The sequence below is a fragment of the Arthrobacter sp. SD76 genome, from assembly GCF_049726125.1.
Classification (GTDB): Bacteria; Actinomycetota; Actinomycetes; order Actinomycetales; family Micrococcaceae; genus Arthrobacter; species Arthrobacter nitrophenolicus.
Map to the genome: position 1 here is coordinate 2,506,137 of NZ_JBNBLR010000001.1, position 18,657 is coordinate 2,524,793.

12 protein-coding genes, 1 rRNA gene and 3 pseudogenes are annotated in these 18,657 nt (G+C 67.2%); 2 read left to right on the plus strand and 14 right to left on the minus strand.

Annotation, left to right across the window (positions count from 1 at the left end; genetic code table 11):
• Window positions 1–16: 16 nt before the first annotated feature.
• From ACPEE0_RS12250 to ACPEE0_RS12265, 4 genes and pseudogenes are all read right to left on the minus strand, one after another.
• Window positions 17–1,542: ribosomal RNA gene (locus ACPEE0_RS12250) — 16S ribosomal RNA — on the minus strand.
• Between the two features lie 497 nt (window positions 1,543–2,039).
• The gene (gene tyrS, locus ACPEE0_RS12255) at window positions 2,040–3,353 is read right to left on the minus strand and encodes a tyrosine--tRNA ligase (protein WP_424574567.1); all 1,314 of its coding nucleotides are present in this window, start codon (window positions 3,351–3,353) and stop codon (window positions 2,040–2,042) included.
• A 34-nt stretch (window positions 3,354–3,387) separates the two neighbouring features.
• Window positions 3,388–5,614: pseudogene (locus ACPEE0_RS12260) on the minus strand (HelD family protein).
• Between the two features lie 52 nt (window positions 5,615–5,666).
• Entirely contained in the window at window positions 5,667–6,374 is a 708-nt protein-coding gene (locus ACPEE0_RS12265) for a DNA-3-methyladenine glycosylase (protein ID WP_424574568.1), read from the minus strand.
• Window positions 6,375–6,486: 112 nt separating this feature from the next.
• On the opposite strand from ACPEE0_RS12265, the gene ACPEE0_RS12270 reads away from it, so the two are divergent.
• Window positions 6,487–7,971: a DNA-3-methyladenine glycosylase 2 family protein gene (locus ACPEE0_RS12270; RefSeq protein WP_424574569.1), complete on the plus strand. Its 1,485-nt coding sequence runs from the start codon at window positions 6,487–6,489 to the stop codon at window positions 7,969–7,971.
• Window positions 7,968–8,462, plus strand: a complete 495-nt coding sequence (locus ACPEE0_RS12275) for a methylated-DNA--[protein]-cysteine S-methyltransferase (protein WP_407709383.1) — start codon at window positions 7,968–7,970, stop codon at window positions 8,460–8,462. The genes ACPEE0_RS12270 and ACPEE0_RS12275 overlap by 4 nt, the downstream gene beginning before the upstream one ends.
• 90 nt (window positions 8,463–8,552) lie before the next feature.
• Here the strand turns inward: ACPEE0_RS12275 and ACPEE0_RS12280 are convergent, their stop codons facing one another.
• The 10 genes and pseudogenes from ACPEE0_RS12280 to argC form a co-directional block, all read right to left on the minus strand.
• Window positions 8,553–9,314: a maleylpyruvate isomerase family mycothiol-dependent enzyme gene (locus ACPEE0_RS12280; RefSeq protein ID WP_424574570.1), complete on the minus strand. Its 762-nt coding sequence runs from the start codon at window positions 9,312–9,314 to the stop codon at window positions 8,553–8,555.
• A gap of 10 nt (window positions 9,315–9,324) precedes the next feature.
• A complete protein-coding gene (locus ACPEE0_RS12285) occupies window positions 9,325–9,861 on the minus strand; it encodes a pyridoxine/pyridoxamine 5'-phosphate oxidase (protein ID WP_424574571.1) in 537 nt (178 codons plus the stop codon).
• A 77-nt stretch (window positions 9,862–9,938) separates the two neighbouring features.
• Entirely contained in the window at window positions 9,939–11,393 is a 1,455-nt protein-coding gene (argH, locus tag ACPEE0_RS12290) for an argininosuccinate lyase (protein WP_035753814.1), read from the minus strand.
• A 42-nt stretch (window positions 11,394–11,435) separates the two neighbouring features.
• Window positions 11,436–12,641 (minus strand): argininosuccinate synthase, encoded by a 1,206-nt coding sequence (locus tag ACPEE0_RS12295; RefSeq protein WP_009359388.1) that lies wholly within the window; start codon window positions 12,639–12,641, stop codon window positions 11,436–11,438.
• Between the two features lie 44 nt (window positions 12,642–12,685).
• Window positions 12,686–13,216 (minus strand): arginine repressor, encoded by a 531-nt coding sequence (locus tag ACPEE0_RS12300; protein ID WP_009359387.1) that lies wholly within the window; start codon window positions 13,214–13,216, stop codon window positions 12,686–12,688.
• Window positions 13,216–14,216, minus strand: a pseudogene (argF, locus tag ACPEE0_RS12305) (ornithine carbamoyltransferase). Before argF ends, ACPEE0_RS12300 begins: the two are co-directional and overlap by 1 nt.
• The gene (locus tag ACPEE0_RS12310; protein ID WP_009359386.1) at window positions 14,213–15,466 is read right to left on the minus strand and encodes an acetylornithine transaminase; all 1,254 of its coding nucleotides are present in this window, start codon (window positions 15,464–15,466) and stop codon (window positions 14,213–14,215) included. Before ACPEE0_RS12310 ends, argF begins: the two are co-directional and overlap by 4 nt.
• Window positions 15,463–16,422 (minus strand): acetylglutamate kinase, encoded by a 960-nt coding sequence (gene argB / locus ACPEE0_RS12315; protein WP_009359385.1) that lies wholly within the window; start codon window positions 16,420–16,422, stop codon window positions 15,463–15,465. The genes ACPEE0_RS12310 and argB overlap by 4 nt, the downstream gene beginning before the upstream one ends.
• 37 nt (window positions 16,423–16,459) lie before the next feature.
• The gene (argJ, locus tag ACPEE0_RS12320; RefSeq protein WP_354177383.1) at window positions 16,460–17,626 is read right to left on the minus strand and encodes a bifunctional glutamate N-acetyltransferase/amino-acid acetyltransferase ArgJ; all 1,167 of its coding nucleotides are present in this window, start codon (window positions 17,624–17,626) and stop codon (window positions 16,460–16,462) included.
• Window positions 17,623–18,653 (minus strand): annotated as a pseudogene (gene argC, locus ACPEE0_RS12325) (N-acetyl-gamma-glutamyl-phosphate reductase). The gene argJ and the pseudogene argC overlap by 4 nt, the downstream one beginning before the upstream one ends.
• Window positions 18,654–18,657 lie beyond the last annotated feature (4 nt).

An 18,657-nucleotide genomic window follows, 5' to 3' on the forward strand; every position in this document is an offset into this window, starting at 1 on the left:
GTGAGGCGCTCCTTAGAAAGGAGGTGATCCAGCCGCACCTTCCGGTACGGCTACCTTGTTACGACTTAGTCCCAATCGCCAGTCCCACCTTCGACGGCTCCCTCCCACAAGGGGTTAGGCCACCGGCTTCGGGTGTTACCAACTTTCGTGACTTGACGGGCGGTGTGTACAAGGCCCGGGAACGTATTCACCGCAGCGTTGCTGATCTGCGATTACTAGCGACTCCGACTTCATGGGGTCGAGTTGCAGACCCCAATCCGAACTGAGACCGGCTTTTTGGGATCAGCTCCACCTCACAGTATCGCAACCCTTTGTACCGGCCATTGTAGCATGCGTGAAGCCCAAGACATAAGGGGCATGATGATTTGACGTCGTCCCCACCTTCCTCCGAGTTGACCCCGGCAGTCTCCTATGAGTCCCCACCATCACGTGCTGGCAACATAGAACGAGGGTTGCGCTCGTTGCGGGACTTAACCCAACATCTCACGACACGAGCTGACGACAACCATGCACCACCTGTAAACCAGCCCCAAAGGGGAAACCACATTTCTGCGGCGGTCCGGTCCATGTCAAGCCTTGGTAAGGTTCTTCGCGTTGCATCGAATTAATCCGCATGCTCCGCCGCTTGTGCGGGCCCCCGTCAATTCCTTTGAGTTTTAGCCTTGCGGCCGTACTCCCCAGGCGGGGCACTTAATGCGTTAGCTACGGCGCGGAAAACGTGGAATGTCCCCCACACCTAGTGCCCAACGTTTACGGCATGGACTACCAGGGTATCTAATCCTGTTCGCTCCCCATGCTTTCGCTCCTCAGCGTCAGTTAATGCCCAGAGACCTGCCTTCGCCATCGGTGTTCCTCCTGATATCTGCGCATTTCACCGCTACACCGGCGAATTCCAGTCTCCCCTACATCACTCTAGTCTGCCCGTACCCACCGCAGATCCGGAGTTGAGCCCCGGACTTTCACGGCAGACGCGACAAACCGCCTACGAGCTCTTTACGCCCAATAATTCCGGATAACGCTTGCGCCCTACGTATTACCGCGGCTGCTGGCACGTAGTTAGCCGGCGCTTCTTCTGCAGGTACCGTCACTTTCGCTTCTTCCCTACTGAAAGAGGTTTACAACCCGAAGGCCGTCATCCCTCACGCGGCGTCGCTGCATCAGGCTTGCGCCCATTGTGCAATATTCCCCACTGCTGCCTCCCGTAGGAGTCTGGGCCGTGTCTCAGTCCCAGTGTGGCCGGTCACCCTCTCAGGCCGGCTACCCGTCGTCGCCTTGGTAAGCCATTACCTCACCAACAAGCTGATAGGCCGCGAGTCCATCCAAAACCACAAAAGCTTTCCACCAACCACCATGCGATGGAAGGTCATATCCGGTATTAGACCCAGTTTCCCAGGCTTATCCCAGAGTCAAGGGCAGGTTACTCACGTGTTACTCACCCGTTCGCCACTAATCACCGGTGCAAGCACCGGATCATCGTTCGACTTGCATGTGTTAAGCACGCCGCCAGCGTTCATCCTGAGCCAGGATCAAACTCTCCGTTGAAAACAAACAGACACAACCAAAACCAGTGGAAATAACACCAGCAAAGGCTGCACAAAATTTGAAACCAGCTGTAAAACCAAACCAATGCCACAGGGGCGGCACGATCCGGCAATTCAACCAATCACATTACATAATCGGTATCAACAAACTTGGCACACTATTGAGTTCTCAAACAACAGACACATTCGAATATTTCCGAAACAAATTCAATAAGAACTTCTATTTCGTATTTCTTCGCTGCGATGTTTCAATCTTATTTCATACATATTCGCTTTTGCAAATCCGGCTGTTTTACCGGAATTCACTCGGCGAAGTGAATCCACCCAGCAAAAAGCGAAGCATTCCTGCGATCAGAGCGCTGCTCCGGGAGGAATTGCTTCTCAATAGTTGGGGGTTTGTCACCACTCAGCGGCGGCGACTCAGAAAACAATACACGCCCCTCCGCGGCCGTGCAAATCGGCTGTGAAGGGGCGTGTAAAAGGGGTCAGATGCCGCAGTTACGGGACCAGGACCTCAACCGTAGCCAGGTTCTTCTTGCCCCGGCGGAGCAGCAGGTACTGGCCGTGGAGAAGTTCGTCCTCGGAAATGACAGCTTCGGGATCCAGGACCTTTTCGTTGTTGACGTAGGCGCCACCCTCACCCACCGTACGGCGGGCAGCCGACTTGCTCTCCGACAGCCCGGAGGCCACCAGCAAGTCCACGATCCCGAGTGCATCCACCTGGACGGTGGCGGAGGGAAGCTCAGACGTGGCCGCCTGAAGCGTGGACTTGTCCAGGGCAGTGAGATCGCCGTTGCCGAACAGTGCGGCCGAAGCGGCGATGACCTTTTCGGTGGCTTCCACGCCATGCACCAGCGAAGTCACTTCGTGGGCGAGTTTCCGCTGCCCCTCACGGGCGAACGGACGCTCGGCCACTGCAGTAGCGATCTCTTCAATCTCGGAGCGGGTCAGGAAGGTGAAGACCTTCAGCCGGTCCACAACGTCTGCATCGGCAGTGTTGAGCCAGAACTGGTAGAACGCGTACGGGCTGCACATGCCGGCGTCGAGCCAGATGGCGTTGCCTTCGCTCTTGCCGAACTTGCTGCCGTCGGAGTTGGTGATCAGCGGCGTGCCCAGGGCGTGGACGCTCTTGCCCTCCACCTTGCGGATCAGTTCGGTGCCGCTGGTCAGGTTTCCCCACTGGTCGGAGCCGCCCGTCTGCAGGACGCAGCCGTAGGCGCGGTAGAGCTCCAGGTAGTCCATTCCCTGCAGGATCTGGTAGCTGAACTCGGTGTAGCTGATGCCCTCATCGGAGTTGAGCCGCGAAGCGACGGCATCCTTGCGGAGCATGGTGCCCACCCGGAAGTGCTTGCCTACGTCCCGCAGGAAATCAATGGCGCTCAGCGGAGCCGTCCAGTCGAGGTTGTTGACCATCCGGGCTGCGTTGTCACCCTCGAAACTCAGGAACCGGCGCACCTGCGCCTGCAGGTAGCCCACCCACTCCGTCACTGTTTCCTTGGTGTTCAGGGTGCGCTCGGCAGTGGGGCGGGGATCACCGATCAGGCCCGTGGAGCCGCCAACGAGTCCCAACGGCTTGTGCCCCGCCAGCTGCAGCCGGCGCATGAGGAGCAGCTGGACCAGGTTGCCCAGGTGCAGGCTCGGTGCAGTCGGATCGAAGCCGCAATAGTACGTGACCGGGGCGCCGGCGAGGAGCTTTTCAAGCTCGGCTTCGTCGGTGGAGACGTGGACCAGGCCACGCCACTTCAGCTCCTGCCAGATGTTGGCAAAAGAGGGGTCGTTGTGTTGCGATTCGAGGCTGTTGATGTCTGGCACGCCTTCTAAGGTAGCAGTATCGGAGGACGCCGGATCAGCGGACGATACCGGCCGGAACGGGTTCGGCGGCGATCAGCCGCAGCCGCTGCGTGGCGCGGGTCATGGCCACGTAGAGGTCACCCACCTTGCCGTGCTCATGGTTGAGCATCTTCGCGGGTTCCAGGACCACAACGCCGTCGAACTCAAGGCCTTTGGCCTCGCGGGGGCTGATGACCACGATGTCCTGCTCGTAGCTGCCCGCGCCGGTGCCGATGCGGCGCCCGTAGGCGGCGCGCAGGGCTGCGGTGGCCTGGGGCAGGAGCGGTCCGTCGGCAATCACGGCGAGCAGGCCGCCGTCGAGCGCTTCCAGCTCCTCCGGGAGGACTTCCACAAGCCGGTCCACCAGGCTGCCGGGGGCAACCTCGTCGATGATGGGCGACCAGCGCCCCTCCCGCACTGCCTTGGGGGCGGACACCACCAGGCCCGCGGCGTTCGCCATCCGGACGGCGGCTTCGGCGATCTGGGAGGGCGTCCGGTAGTTGACCGTCAACTCCTCCAGCTGCCACCGGTCGCCGAACATCGGTGCCAGGGCGCCCTGCCATGAATTGGCGCCGGCGACGGAACTGGTCTGCGCGATGTCGCCCACAATGGTGAAGGACTTCAGGGGGCAGCGGCGGACCAGGAGCCGCCACTGCATGGGGAAAGCTCCTGCGCCTCGTCAACCACGATGTGCCCGAACGCCCACGTGCGGTCGCTGGTGGCACGCTCGGCAGCGGTGAGCCGTGCCTCGCGTTCCTGGTTCTGCTCCATCAGGTCTTCGGCGGTCATCAGGGCGTCAACGCCGGCGGTTTCCATGTTGACGAGCGTCTGCTTGGCGTTGGCGAGGTCGCGGGCACGGTCGTGCTCCTGCTGGGCCAGTCCGCGGCCGGCGGCGGCGTCGAGTTCGCCCAGCAGTTCGGCGGCCTCATCCAGCAGCGGGATATCGGACTCGGTCCAGGGGGCGTCGGCCGGCCGCAGGAGCAGCGCGCGCTCCGCGGGCGAAAGGTGGGGGGTGCAGATTCCAGGATGGCCGGCTTGCTGAACAGGTCGGAGATCAGCTTTTCCGGCGTCATGGGCATCCAGCACAGGTTCAGGGCGATGCGGACGTCCCGGGCCGTTCGGACATCCTCTGCAAGGTAGGAGCGGTCCGCGTTGTTGCCGATGTTCCCGGCCTCGACCAGCTCGGTCATCTGCTCCGTCAGTTCACGCAGCAGGATCTTGACGAACGTCACGCGTGCCTCGTTGTACGGCTTGGCGGTGGCGCGCGCTTTCTCCCGGGCGCGTCGGACCTGCCGGGGCGTCAGCACCAGCTTGCGGCCGTCCACTTCCAGCGTCCTGTTATGGGCCGGAACACGCTGGCGGTTGGAGACGGCGTTGGCCACGATTTCGGCCATGTCCAGGCGGCCCTTCAGCGCGGCAACAGCAGCGTCCTGCTCCGGCACGGCATGGATGCCTGGCATGAGGCGGCCAAGGCTGGCCATGACCACGCCGGTCTCACCCAGTGAGGGCAGCACCCGTTCGATGTACTTCATGAACGACGACGACGGGCCCACCAGGAGCACGCCTGCACTCTTGAGCCGGTCGCGGTGGGTGTACAGCAGGTAGGCGGCACGATGCAGCGCGACGGCGGTCTTGCCGGTGCCGGGGCCGCCCTGGACCACCAGCGCGCCGGAGATGGAGGACCGGATGATGCGGTCCTGCTCGGACTGGATGGTGCTGACGATGTCCGACATCCGGCCGGTGCGCTTGGAATTCAGGGCGGCGAGCAGGGCGCCTTCACCCTGCAGCGACTCATTGTCCGCAAGCATCCCGGCGTCCAGGACATCGTCCTCGATGGCCTTCACTTCGCGGCCCTGCAGGATCAGGTGCCGGCGGCGGCGCACGCCCTGCCGGTCGAAAGCGGTGGCCTGGTAAAAGTGACCGGCCTCGGGCGCGCGCCAGTCAACCATCAGGCGCTGCAGGTCCTCGGTGGTGAGGCCGATGCGGCCGATGTACTGCGCTTCGCCGGAGTCCAGGTCCAGGCGTCCGAAGACCAGCCGGTCATCAACGGCGTCCAGCTGCGCCAGTCGGTCCTCATACAGTGCGGCGAAGGCGTCGCGTTCGGAAACGTTCTGCATGGTGCCCACTGCCCCGGCCCGCCGGACCTGCGCCAGCTGCCGGCGCTTTTCCTCGCGGAGCTCTTCCAGCCGGGCATACAGGCCGGCTACATACTCCCGTTCGTGGGCCAAATCGGCGTCAAGCATTTAACGTTCCCCTATCGCAAAAGACAGACCTACCATTCTACAACCATTTCCCTTAGCGCTGATGAAACGTGGACCGGCCGGGTTGCGCCGCCTGCGGTGCGGCCTCCGCTGGTTTCCGGACCCGCGCTTTGGCGGCCTTGTACCTGGAGACAGTGGGGTCCCCCGTGATCCAGAAGCGCCACGCGTACTCGTCCGAGCCGCCCGCCCCGGCCACACCCACTCGCGGACCGGAACTGACCTGCGGGGGCGGCCCCGGCGGAAGGACCAGCCCGAAAGGCGGGGCAAGCGCGTCACGGCCGCTGTCCGCCGTCGTCAGTCCCAGTGCCTTGGCCAGCCGGGCCGGGCCGCTGGCGAGGTCGGCGGGACTCCTGGACGTGGTCCGCCGCCGCCGTGCAAGGTCAAGGCCGTCAACGATTTCGCCCGCCCGCAGCAGCAGCGCGGAGGCAACGCCCTCCGGCCCGCAGACGATATTGGTGCAGTGGTGCATTCCGTAGGTGAAGTAGACGTACAGGTGGCCGGCGGGGCCGAACATGGGCGCGTTGCGTGGCGTTGGGCCGCGGTACGTGTGGGAGCCCGGGTCCGGGTGCAGCGAATCCTCCGGCCCCAGGTAGGCCTCCACCTCCGTCAGGCGGACGGACACCGGACCTTCGCGCGACTCGTGCGTGAGGACGGCGCCCAGCAGCAGCGGGGCCAGCTCGCGGGCATCGCCCGCGAGGATCTCCCGCAGCGGCGGACCGGCCGGCACAGGGTTTTCACTCATGGCCAGACCTTACCCGCATCCGGCCGCTTCACCCGAGGCACGGCGGCGGAACTGCCACGGCCATGTCCGATTTCCGCTAGTAGACGCTTCCGGCGGCTGGCAGGATGGAGTCATGGACTTCTGGCAGCGCTACCGGGCGATCGACGCCCGGGACACCCGTTTCGACGGGCAGTTCTACACTGCGGTCCGGACCACCGGGATCTACTGCCGCCCCTCCTGCCCGGCGCGCACCCCCAAGGCCGCCAACGTCACCTTCTACGAAACCTCGGCTGCGGCACACGACGCCGGCTACCGGGCCTGCAAGCGGTGCCTTCCCGAGGCCGTGCCCGGCACCCCGGCCTGGAACCTCCGCCAGGACGTCGCCGGCCGGGCCATGCGGCTGATCAATGACGGCGTGATCAACAGGGATGGCGTGGAGGGCCTCGCTGCCCGGCTGGGCTACTCGTCGCGCCAGCTCAACCGGATCCTCACCCATGAACTGGGCGCCGGGCCGCTGTCCCTGGCCAGGGCCGGACGGGCCCAGACCGCCCGCACTTTGCTGGTCTCCACACCAATGAAGCTTGCCGACGTTGCCTTCGCCGCCGGCTTCAGCAGCGTCCGGCAGTTCAACGAGACCATCCTCGACGTGTTCGCCATGACCCCCACTGCCCTTCGGCAGACCGGCCGGCATGCACAGGCGGCGGGAGCTGCCACGGCGCTGACCCTCAGCCTCCCCTACCGCAAACCCTTCGATCCCGGCATCTTCACGTTCCTGGCGGTCCGCGCCATCCCGGGCATCGAGGCGGGCACGGCAACCTCCTACGCCCGGACCATGCGGCTGCCCCACGGTGACGCCCGCTTCAGGGTTGATTACGACGCCGGCACACGGGAGCGGCCGCTGACCCTCACCGTCGGTGCGGCGGACCTGCGCGACCTGCCGGCGCTGCTGAGCCGCGTCCGGCGGCTCTTCGACCTTGACGCCGACCCGGAAGCCATCGACAGCGCCCTGGCAGCGGACAGCCGGCTGGCCGCCTCCGTGGCGGAAGCCCCGGGCATCCGGATGCCCGGTGCCCTGGATCCCCAGGAGCTCCTGGTGCGGGCCATGGTGGGCCAGCAGATCACCGTGGCCGCAGCCCGCACCGCGCTCACGCAGCTCTCAGCGGCCGGCAGCCCCAGCAGTGTTCCGGGCGACGGGCTTGACCGGCTCTTCCCCACGTCCGCCCAGATCGCGGAGTCCGGTCATTTGCTGCGCGGGCCCCGGCGCCGGACGGAATCGCTGCTTTTTGCAGCCGCAGCCATGGCGGAAGGTCGCATCGATCCCGGTTACGGCGATGACCTGGCCGGCCTCACCGCCAAACTGCTGCCGCTGCCCGGCGTGGGGCCCTGGACTGTGGGCTACGCGGCCATGCGGATCCTGGGCGCCCCCGACGTCTTCCTCGCCAACGATGCCGCCGTCCGGAACGGAATCCGGGCCCTTTCGGCGGGCGGCGCCGGCCTGGCCCCGGACTTCCGGGAAGCCAGCCCCTGGCGTTCCTACGCCACCATGCACCTGTGGCGCGCCGCCGCCGCACCCAAAGCCCCTGCCGCCAGCGGCACTTCCAGGAAAGCGATGCCATGACCGCCCAACTGCTGACAATGTCCACCCCGGACGGCCCCTTCACCATCATCGCGCGGGACGGACTGGTCCTGGCGTCCGGCTGGACTGCCGACCCCGGCGACCTGACCGGCCAGGTCCATCCGGCACTGCGGCCCGACGCCGTCCAGGCCGTCGCCGGGCTCGGCGGCATCTCGGAGGCCGTGGAGGCCTTTTACGATGGCGACCCCGCCCCGGCCATGGCCGTGCCGGTCCTGCAGCGCTCGGGTCCGTTCCGTGCCCATGCCTGGGATGTCCTTCGGGAGGTCAAGCCCGGCCACCCGGTGACGTACACGGAGTACGCGGCGCTGGCAGGCAATGCCAGGGCGGTCCGGGCGGCCGCCAGCGCGTGCGCCTTCAATGCAGCCGCCCTGTTTGTGCCGTGCCACCGGGTGATCCGGACCGACGGCTCCCTGGGCGGGTTCCGCTGGGGCCTGCGGGTGAAGGAGAGCCTGCTGGCCCGCGAAGCGGCCTGATCGGCCCGTTTCCCCGTTGCTCTATCAGTCGTGGCTCCTAAACAGGGTTTTCAGGAACCAGAAATGATAGAGCAACGAAATGCCGGAGGGCTACTTCGGCGCCGGGGTTCCCGCCGGCCAGGGCAGCAGCCCGGGCAGGTCTGTCCCGTCCGCTGCGGCGGACGCACGCAGGCTGCCGAGTGAAGGCTCGCGGCCTGCCAGCCAGGCGGCGATGTCCGTCAGCATCCCGCTGATGACGGTGGACCGGTTGCCGCTGCCGATGCTGACGGGCGGCAGGCCCAGCGGCTGCAGCACCAGTTTGTCCTCCGGCCGCACCCGGGCCGCGAGGAAGTCGAACAGGTGCTGGCAGAACGGCCGGCTCCAGGTTTCCGGTCCCCTGCCCGTTTGCAGGTCGGACGCGTGGATGACGAGTTCGCGCCAGAGTGCCAGGCCGCCGTCCAGCACCACTCCCCCGCGGTAGGCGATCGGAGCCCACCAGCCGGTGCGGTTGGCCGATGAATCCTTGACACCCGGCAGCGCATCGAAAGCCTTGAGGACCCGCTCCAGTGCCGCGCTCAGGTCTGCGCGGTGGGTGGCGGCGTCGTGCCCTGCCGCCATGTCGATGGCTTTGTTCCGGCCGTCCATGCCGCCGTCGTACAGCTCGATGGTTTCGCCGCGGGCCGCATACTCGAGTTGCCGGGCCATGGCGTTGGAGATCCCGGTGAGATGGGCGAGGACATGCCCCCGCGTCCAGCCCGGCAGTGCGGACGGCGAGCGTACGTCGGCGTCGCTGAATTTTGCGGCGTCTGCGGCAACGTCTTCCGCGGCCTTGTGGAGGTCTGCGAGCAGGTCATCGGGTGTGGGAGGGGCCATGGCGCTCATCCTAGCCCTCAGGAGCTCCGTCCGGACCGAGGCGGTGCCGGACATGCCCGCCGTCGTCGCTCCCCTGCCAGAACTCGAACTCCGTCGGCTGGACTGCGTACAGCTGCCAGTTGGGGTTGGTGCTGCCGTCGGCGCGGGGACGTTCCGCCCAGTCACGGGCGGAGGCCTCGGCGGACAGCTGGACCACCGGCCCGGCCACGCGGACCTGCCGTCCCAGGGAGGCCCAGTAGAAGTTCATGGCGGCCTGCGGAACGACGTCCAGTTCCTGCCCCTTGCGGGAGGTGCGGGACGTGGCGAAATGCCAGCCGTCGCCGTCGATGTTCTTCAGGATCAGCATCCGTGACGACGGCTGCTGCCCGGCGCTCACCGTGGCCAGGCTGAAGGCGTGGGGCTGCTGCTCCCCCGCGTCAAGCGCCTCGTCCAGCCACTGCTTGAACAGCTCCACGGGGTTCCGTGCGGCGGTGGCCGGATCAAAGCGGGGAAGGTCGGCCGGAAAGTCGGGCAGGGTGCGGAGGAACTTCCGGAAGGTTTCGCTCATGGACCCAGCCTAGCCACAGACGGGTTTCGGCAGGCTCAACCACCGGCGGTGGTTGAGCCTGCCGAAACCGAAGCCAACTAGCCTGCGTATTCCCGGACGCCCGCAAGCTCGCCTTCAAGGGCGGCCAGCTGGCGTTCGACGGCGGCCGGCGCCGTTCCGCCCTGGGAGTTGCGGCTGTTCAGCGAGCCCTCCGTGGAGAGGACGGTGCGGACCTCGGGGGTCAGGTGCGCCGAGATGGCCGCGTACTCGTCGTCGGTCAGGTCCCACAGCTCGACGCCGCGGGACTCGGCCTGCTTGACGGCCGCGCCGGACAGCTCGTGTGCCTCCCGGAACGGGACGCCCTGCCGGACCAGCCACTCGGCGATGTCCGTGGCCAGCGCGAAGCCCTGCGGTGCCAGCGACTCCATCCGCTCCCGGTTGAAGGTCAGGGTGGCGATCATGCCGGAGACGGCCGGAAGCAGGAGCTCCAGCGTGTCGGCGGCGTCGAACACCGGTTCCTTGTCCTCCTGCAGGTCGCGGTTGTACGCGAGCGGCAGGCCCTTGAGGGTGGCGAGCAGCCCGGTCAGGTTGCCGATCAGGCGTCCCGCCTTGCCGCGGGCCAGCTCGGCCACGTCCGGGTTCTTCTTCTGCGGCATGATCGAGGACCCCGTGGAGTAGGAGTCATGCAGCGTGACGAACGAGAACTCCTTGGTGGCCCAGAAGATCACTTCCTCCGAGATCCGGGACAGGTCCACCCCGATCATGGAGCACACCCAGGCGAACTCGGCGAAGACGTCGCGGGATGCCGTGCCGTCGATGGAGTTGTGGACCGCGGAGTAGAAGCCCAGGTCCGCGGCCACCGCTTCCGGGTCCAGCCCCAGCGAGGAGCCTGCCAGGGCGCCTGAACCGTACGGCGAAACACCGGCCCGCTTGTCCCAGTCCTGCAGCCGCTGCACATCGCGCAGCAGGGCCCAGGCATGGGCCAGCAGGTGGTGGCTGAGCAGGACGGGCTGGGCGTGCTGCAGGTGGGTGCGGCCCGGCATGGCCACGCCCTGGTGCGCTTTGGCCTGGTCTACCAGCGCGTCAACGGTGTCCAGCACGCCGCGGGCAATGATCCGGGCGTGGTCGCGCAGGAACATGCGGCCCAGGGTTGCCACCTGGTCGTTGCGGGACCGGCCGGCGCGGAGCTTGCCGCCCAGCTGCGGGCCCGCCCGCTCGATCAGGCCGCGTTCGAGGGAACCGTGGACGTCCTCGTCGGACTCCGCCGGCAGGTAGGCGCCGGAGGCCACATCGTCGTCCAGCTGCGTCAGGGCGGCGAGCATTCCCTCCAGCTCGCCGTCGTCCAGCAGGCCGGCCTTGTGCAGCACGCGGGCGTGCGCCTTGGAACCGGCGATGTCGTAGCGCGCCAGGCGCCAGTCGAAGTGCGTGGACTTGCTCAGGGCAGCGAGGGCGTCCGCGGGTCCGCCGGCGAACCGGCCGCCCCACAGTGCGCCGGTGTTTGTCGAGCCGGTGGTTGAGCCCGTCGAAACCCGGGTTTCGACAGGCTCAACCACCGGGCTTGTTCCCGGATTCGAATTCTGCTCGGCCACCGGGAATTACTTCCCTGCGACCCGGATGTCGCGGCCGGAAGCCACCTTGGCGGACATGCCCCACAGCTCGATGAAGCCGCGGGCCATGGACTGGTCGAAGGTGTCGCCGGTGTCGTAGGTGGCCAGGTTGAAGTCGTACAGGGAGGTGTCCGAGCGGCGGCCGTTCACGATGGCCTGGCCGCCGTGCAGGGTCATGCGGATGTCGCCGGAGACGTACTTCTGGGTGTCCTCGATGAAGGCGTCCAGGGAGCGCTTCAGCGGGGAGAACCACTGGCCGTCGTAGACCAGCTCGGCCCAGCGCTGGCCAACGGTGGCCTTGAAGCGGGCCTGCTCGCGCTCGATCGTGATGTCCTCGAGGTGCTTGTGCGCGGTGATCAGCGCCATGGCACCGGGGGCCTCGTAGATTTCGCGGGACTTGATGCCCACCAGGCGGTCCTCGACGACGTCGATGCGGCCCACGCCCTGGGCGCCGGCGCGGCGGTTGAGTTCCTTGATGGCCTGCAGCGGGGTGACCTTGACGCCGTCGATCGCCACCGGCACGCCGGCTTCGAAGGAGATGGTGACCTCATCGGGTGCCGGCGGGAATTCCGGGGTGGCGGTGTAGTCGTAGATGTCCTTGGTGGGGGCGTTCCAGATGTCCTCGAGGTAGCCGGTTTCCACCGCGCGGCCCCAGACGTTCTGGTCGATGGAGTAGGGGTTCTTCTTGGTGGTCTCGATCGGCAGTCCCTTTTCCTCGGCGAAGGCGATGGCCTTGTCGCGGGTGAGGGCGAGGTCGCGGACCGGTGCGATGCACTTCAGGTCCGGGCCGAGGGTCTGGATGCCCACTTCGAAGCGGACCTGGTCGTTGCCCTTGCCGGTGCAGCCGTGGGCAACGGTGGTGGCGCCGAATTCGCGGGCTGCCTTCACCAGGTGCTTGACGATGACCGGGCGGGAGATGGCGGAGACCAGCGGGTAGTGGCCCTGGTACAGGGCGTTGGCCTTCAGGGTGGGGACGCAGTATTCGTTGGCGAACTCATCGGATGCGTCGGCGACGTAGGCTTCGACGGCGCCGCAGCCCAGGGCGCGCTGGCGGATGGTTTCCAGCGACTCGCCGCCCTGTCCGACGTCGACTGCCACGGCGATGACCTCGGCGCCGGTGGCTTCGCCGATCCAGCCGATGGCTACGGATGTGTCCAGGCCGCCTGAGTAGGCGAGCACAATGCGTTCAGTCACTTCAGATGCTCCTTAGTGGGGGGTGTTTGATGTTGTCTTCAAGCTTATTGCCCGGCTTCCTCGGCCAGTTGCAGGAAGCGGGCTGCGAGGTCGGGGCCGCCCAGCGGGTCCCGGGACACCAGCAGCACGGTGTCGTCGCCGGCGATGGTCCCCAGGATGGCGGGCATGACCGAATGGTCGATGGCCAGTGCCAGGAAGTTCGCGGCACCCGGCGGGGTCCGGAGCACCACGATGTTGGCCGACGCTTCCGCCGTCACCAGCAGTTCGCTGCACAGCCGGGCGAGCCGGGCGTCCAGGATTTCCTGGCTCACGCCGGTCTTGGCGGCACGCTCGCCCCCTTCGCCGGGGACGGCGTAGACCAGGGCGCCCTCTTTGCCGCGGACCCGCACGGCCCCGAGTTCCACGAGGTCCCGGGACAGCGTGGCCTGGGTGACCTGCACGCCGTCGTCCGCGAGCAGGGCGGCGAGCTCCGCCTGTGAACGCACTGACTGGTTGGTCAGGATGGCGGTGATCCGGGCCTGCCGCGCAGTCTTGGTGGCCGGGCTGGAGCCCGGGGATACGGGCTGGGCGGACACTAGAACGTGCTCTCCCCGGTGCCTTCGACCGGCGACAGGCCGTCGACGAAGGCAAGGCCGGAGCGGTGCATCAGCCACGCCATCAGGGCTTTCTGGGCGTGCAGCCGGTTTTCCGCCTCGTCCCAGACGATCGACTGCGGGCCGTCGATAACACCCGCGGAGATCTCGTAGCCCCGGTAGGCGGGCAGGCAGTGAAGCACGACGGCGTCCTCCGCGGCGAGCTTCATGGCCTCCTCATCCACGGAGTACTCCCGGAACAGCTGCAGCCGCGCCTCTTTTCCGCCTCCTGGCCCATGGACACCCAGGTGTCGGTGGCCACGACGTCTGCGCCCTGGAGCGCTTTGGCAGCGTCAGTGGTAATCAGCACCGAACCGCCCGTCTCCGCGGCCCGTTCCTCGGCGGCAGCCACAATGTCCGCCGCGGGCAGGTACCCTTCGGGCCCTGCAATACGGACATGCATGCCGGCGGTGACCCCGGCGAGCAGGTAGGAGTTGGCCATGTTGTTGGCGGCGTCGCCCAGGTAGCTCATGGTGAGGCCCCTGAGCTCGCCCTTGTGCTCCTTGACCGCCAGCAGGTCGGCCAGGAGCTGGCAGGGGTGGTAGTCGTCGCAGAGCGCGTTGATGACGGGGACGCTGGAGTTCTCGGCCATGGCCACCAGGCCGGCATGGGCGCCGGTGCGCCACACGATGGTGGAGACCATGCGCTCCAGGACCTTCGCGGTGTCCTCCACGGATTCCTTGTGGCCGATCTGGGCCTCGCCGGGATTGATGACCAGGGCATTGCCGCCCATGTCCGCAATGCCGGTGGCGAAGGAGACCCGGGTGCGGGTGGAGGTCTTGTCGAAGATGACGGCAACGGTCTTTCGGCCGCTGCCCTCTGCCGCGAAGGGCTGGACGCTGTAGGGCGCGGCCTTCATGCGCGCGGCAAGCTTCAGGACCTCCGCCTGTTCGGCGGGGGTCAGGTCCGTGTCCTTGAGGAAGTGCCGGGTTGCGGGAGTCACTGGGCGTCCTTAGCTGTCTGGAGGATTGCCGGGAAAGCGGCGAGGAACGAGTCGGCCTGCGCCGTGGTGAGGACCAGCGGCGGGGCCAGGCGGATGGTGCGCGGGCCGGGGCTGTTGATGATGAAGCCGGCGTCCAGGGCCGCCTGCACCACGGCGGGCGCGACGTCGGCGTCCAGGTCGAAGCCGATCAGCAGTCCGGCGCCCCGGACTTCGGTGACGCCCGGCAGGGCTGCCAGCGCGGAACGGAGGTGCTCCCCCACTGCGGTGGCGTTGGCCAGGACGTTCTGGCTTTCGATTGCGTGCAGCGTGGCGAGGGCGGCCGCCGTTGCCACCGGGTTGCCGCCGAAGGTGGTGCCGTGCTGGCCGGCGGAGAGCAGCGACGACGTTTGCTCACCCATCGTCACCAGGGCACCAATGGGGAACCCGCCGCCCAGGCCCTTGGCCAGGGTGATGGCGTCGGGGACTATTCCTGCCTCTTCGCTGGCGAACCACTTGCCGGTCCGGCCGATGCCGGTCTGGACCTCATCCAGGATCAGCAGCGCGCCGACGCGGGCGGTCAGCTCCCGCGCCGCCCGGAGGTACTCCGGCGAAAGGGGGCGCACTCCCGCCTCACCCTGGATAGGCTCCAGGAAGACCGCCGCCACAGTTTCGTCCACGGCGTCCTTGAGGGCCTCGATGTCCCCGAACGGAATGTGCTCCACGCCGCCGGGCAGCGGCTCGAAGGGCGTCCGGTAGGCCTCTTTGGATGTCAGGGCAAGGGCCCCCATGGTCCGGCCGTGGAAGGCTCCCTCGAGGGCGATGATTTTGGTCCGCTTCGTGTTGCTGCCACCGGTGTTGCGGCGGGCGAGCTTGAACGCCGCCTCGTTCGCCTCGGTGCCGGAGTTGGTGAAGAACACTTTGGACCCGGCAGGCGCGTCGGCCAGTGCCAGGAGCTTCTCGGCCAGCGCGATCTGGGTGGGGCTGGTGAAGAAGTTGGAGACGTGGCCCAGGGTGGACAGCTGGCTGGCGATGACTGACGTCACGAACGGGTGCGCATGGCCCAGCGCATTGACGGCGATGCCGCCCAGCAGGTCAAGGTACTCCTTGCCGTCGGCGTCCCACACCAGGCAGCCGGAGCCGCGGACCAGGACGCGCTGCGGGGTGCCGAACACGCCCATCAGCGACGACGAATAGCGGGAGAGCCATTCGGAGCCGGCGTGGCCGGTGGTTTCCACCAACTCGGTTACCGGGGACTTTTCCACCGTGTTCATGCGTTGATCTCCTCGTCCGGGACCACCTGGGTGCCAATGCCCGCCGTCGTAAATGTTTCCAGCAGCATGGAATGGGGCAGGCGCCCGTCCACGATGTGCGCACGCTCCACGCCCTCGTCGATGGCCTTAAGGCAGGCCGCCATCTTGGGGATCATGCCCGATTCGAGCTTCGGCAGCATGTCCCGCAGCTCCGACGCCGTGAGGGAGGAGATCAGCGACGACTTGTCCGGCCAGTTGGCGTACAGGCCTTCGACGTCGGTCAGGATGACCAGCTTCGACGCGCCCAGGGCGGAGGCAACGGCCGCCGCGGCGGTGTCCGCGTTGACGTTCAGCACCTGGCCGGTGGGCTGGAACCTCGCCGCACCCGCGACGCCGTCGCCGCCGTCGACGATTTCCGGGGCAACGGTGGAGATCACGGGGATGCGGCCCGCACCGAGGATGTCCATGACGCCGGCGGGGTCGACGCCCACCACCTCGCCCACCAGGCCCAGGTCCACCTCTTCGCCGTCAACCACTGTCCCGGTGCGGACGGCGCGCAGCAGGCCGCCGTCTTCACCGGACATGCCCACGGCGTAGGGGCCGTGGGAGTTGATGAGGCCCACCAGTTCGCGGCCCACCTGTCCGGTGAGGACCATCCGGACCACGTCCATGGCCTCCGGCGTGGTGACGCGCAGGCCGCCCTTGAACTCGGATTCGATGCCCAGCCGGCCCAGCATCGAGTTGATCTGGGGACCGCCGCCGTGCACCACCACGGGATGGATGCCCACATGGTGAAGGAACACGATGTCCTCGGCGAAGGCGCGGCGGAGTTCGTCGTTGACCATGGCGTTGCCGCCGTATTTGATCACCATGGTGGTGCCGGCAAAGCGCTGAATCCAGGGCAGCGCCTCGATCAGGGTGGCGGCTTTGGCCTGGGCGTCGGACATGCTGGTGGTCTCGCGCGTCTGGGTGTTCATGCTGTCTCTTCCGCGGTCGGCAATGGCTGAAACGGTGCTAGCTGGAGTAGGCGCTGTTCTCGTGCACGTAGTCGTGGGTGAGGTCGTTGGTCCAGATGGTCGCTTCCGCGTCACCGGCCTGCAGGTCGATCTCCACCAAAACCTCGCGCGGTTCCAGGTTGACCAGGCTCCGGTCGTCGCCGATGCTGCCGTTGCGGCAGATCTGGATGCCGTTCATGGCCACATTGAGCTGGTCCGGCTCGAATGCTGCGTCGGTGGTACCCACTGCTGAGAGCACGCGCCCCCAGTTGGGATCCTTGCCGAAGATGGCGGCCTTGAAGAGGTTGGACCGGGCCACCGAGCGGCTGACGGCTTCGGCGTCGGCTTCACTGGCGGCGTTGAAGGTCCGGATGGCGATGTCGTGGCTGGCGCCTTCGGCGTCTGCGATGAGTTTGCGTGCCAGCTCGGCGCAGACCTTGGTCAGTCCGTCGGTGAAGACATCGGTGGCGGGCACCGCGCCGGAAGCTCCGGAGGACAGCAGGACCACGGTGTCATTGGTGGACATGCAGCCGTCGGAATCGGCGCGGTCGAAGGTGATGCGGGTGGCGTCCCGGAGGGCGACGTCGAGCAGCTCCGGTTCCACCGCGGCGTCGGTGGTCAGGACCACCAGCATGGTGGCCAGGCCGGGCGCCAGCATGCCGGCACCCTTGGCGATGCCGCCGATGCTGAATTCCTGGCCGTCCGCGTCAGTGCCGATGAACAGCGCTGACTTGGGGACGGAATCCGTTGTCATGATGGCGGTGCCGGCCTCCGGCCCGCCATCAGTGCTGAGGGCAGCGGCAGCGGCCTCTACACCGGGCAGGATCTTGTCCATCGGGAGCTGTTCGCCGATCAGGCCCGTGGAGCAGACAAAGACGTCGGTGGCCGAGATTCCCAGGACCTCGGCTACCTTCTCGGCGGTGCTGTGGGTGTTCTGGAAACCGGTGGGGCCGGTGCACGCGTTGGCGCCGCCGGAGTTCAGCACCACGGCATCCACCCGGCCGTCGGAGACCACCTGGCGGGACCAGTGGACGGGAGCCGCGGCCACCCGGTTGCTGGTGAACACGGCTGCCGCGGCCTTGGACGGGCCGTCATTGACCACCAGCGCGAGGTCCGGCTTGCCGGACGCCTTGAGTCCGGCGGTGACGCCGGCGGCGCGGAATCCCTGGGGGGTGGTGACGGTCACGGGGCTACTCCCTGCAGGTCGAGGCCGGCGGTTTCCTGCAGGCCGAGTGCGATGTTCATGGACTGGACGGCGCCGCCGGCGGTGCCCTTGGTGAGGTTGTCGATGGCGCAGGTGACGATGACGCGGCCGGCATGGGCGTCGAAGGCCAGCTGCATGGCGGCGTGGTTCGATCCCTGCACGCTCTTGGTGCCGGGCCACTGGCCCTCGGGCAGCAGGTGCACAAAGGGCTCATCGTCGTAGGCGTCGGCCCAGGCCTGGCGGAGCTGCTCTGCCGTTATACCGGGCTTGACCTTGGCCGTTGCGGTGGTGAGGATGCCCCGGCTCATGGGTGCCAGCGTGGGCGTGAAGGACACGCTGACCTGTTCACGGGCCGCGTTGGACAGTCCTTGCTCTATCTCGGGGGTGTGGCGGTGCCCGCCACCTACACCGTAAGGGCTCATCGAGCCCATCACTTCCGCGCCGATGAGGTTGACCTTCGCGGCCTTGCCCGCGCCGGAGGTGCCGGACGCGGACACGATGACGACGTCGTCGGGCTGCAGCAGCCCGGCGGCGAACCCGGGTGTCAGCGCCAGCAGGGCCGACGTCGGGTAGCAGCCGGGCACGGCGATCCGGGTGGCGCCCTTGAGCGCCTCGCGCTGGCCGGGGAGCTCGGGCAGGCCGTACGGCCAGGTGCCGGCGTGGGCGGAGCCGTAGAACTTCTCCATGCGGCCGGGTCCTGGAGGCGGTGGTCGGCGCCGGCGTCGATCACCACCGTCCCTTCCGGCAGCTGGGCGGCGATTTCGGCGGAGGCGCCGTGCGGCAGGGCGAGGAAGACGACGTCGTGGCCGGACAGGTTCTCCACGGTGGTGTCTTCCAGGATGCGGCTGGCGAGGCCGTGCAGGTGCGGCTGCAGTTCGCCGAGGCGCGAGCCCGCGTTGCTGTGCGCCGTGATGGCGCCGATGGTGACGTCCGGGTGTCCGGCCAGGAGGCGGAGGACCTCTCCCCCGGCGTAACCGCTGGCGCCCGACACTGCAACAGAAATAGTCATGCCT

Excerpts from the sequence above, each read along its gene's own strand:
- ACPEE0_RS12265 (WP_424574568.1), bottom strand. The coding sequence starts at position 6,374 with ATGAGTGAAAACCCTGTGCCGGCCGGTCCGCCGCTGCGGGAGATCCTC.
- ACPEE0_RS12270 (WP_424574569.1), top strand. The coding sequence starts at position 6,487 with ATGGACTTCTGGCAGCGCTACCGGGCGATCGACGCCCGGGACACCCGT.
- ACPEE0_RS12275 (WP_407709383.1), top strand. The coding sequence starts at position 7,968 with ATGACCGCCCAACTGCTGACAATGTCCACCCCGGACGGCCCCTTCACC.
- ACPEE0_RS12280 (WP_424574570.1), bottom strand. The coding sequence starts at position 9,314 with ATGGCCCCTCCCACACCCGATGACCTGCTCGCAGACCTCCACAAGGCC.
- ACPEE0_RS12285 (WP_424574571.1), bottom strand. The coding sequence starts at position 9,861 with ATGAGCGAAACCTTCCGGAAGTTCCTCCGCACCCTGCCCGACTTTCCG.
- ACPEE0_RS12310 (WP_009359386.1), bottom strand. The coding sequence starts at position 15,466 with ATGAACACGGTGGAAAAGTCCCCGGTAACCGAGTTGGTGGAAACCACC.
- argB (WP_009359385.1), bottom strand. The coding sequence starts at position 16,422 with ATGAACACCCAGACGCGCGAGACCACCAGCATGTCCGACGCCCAGGCC.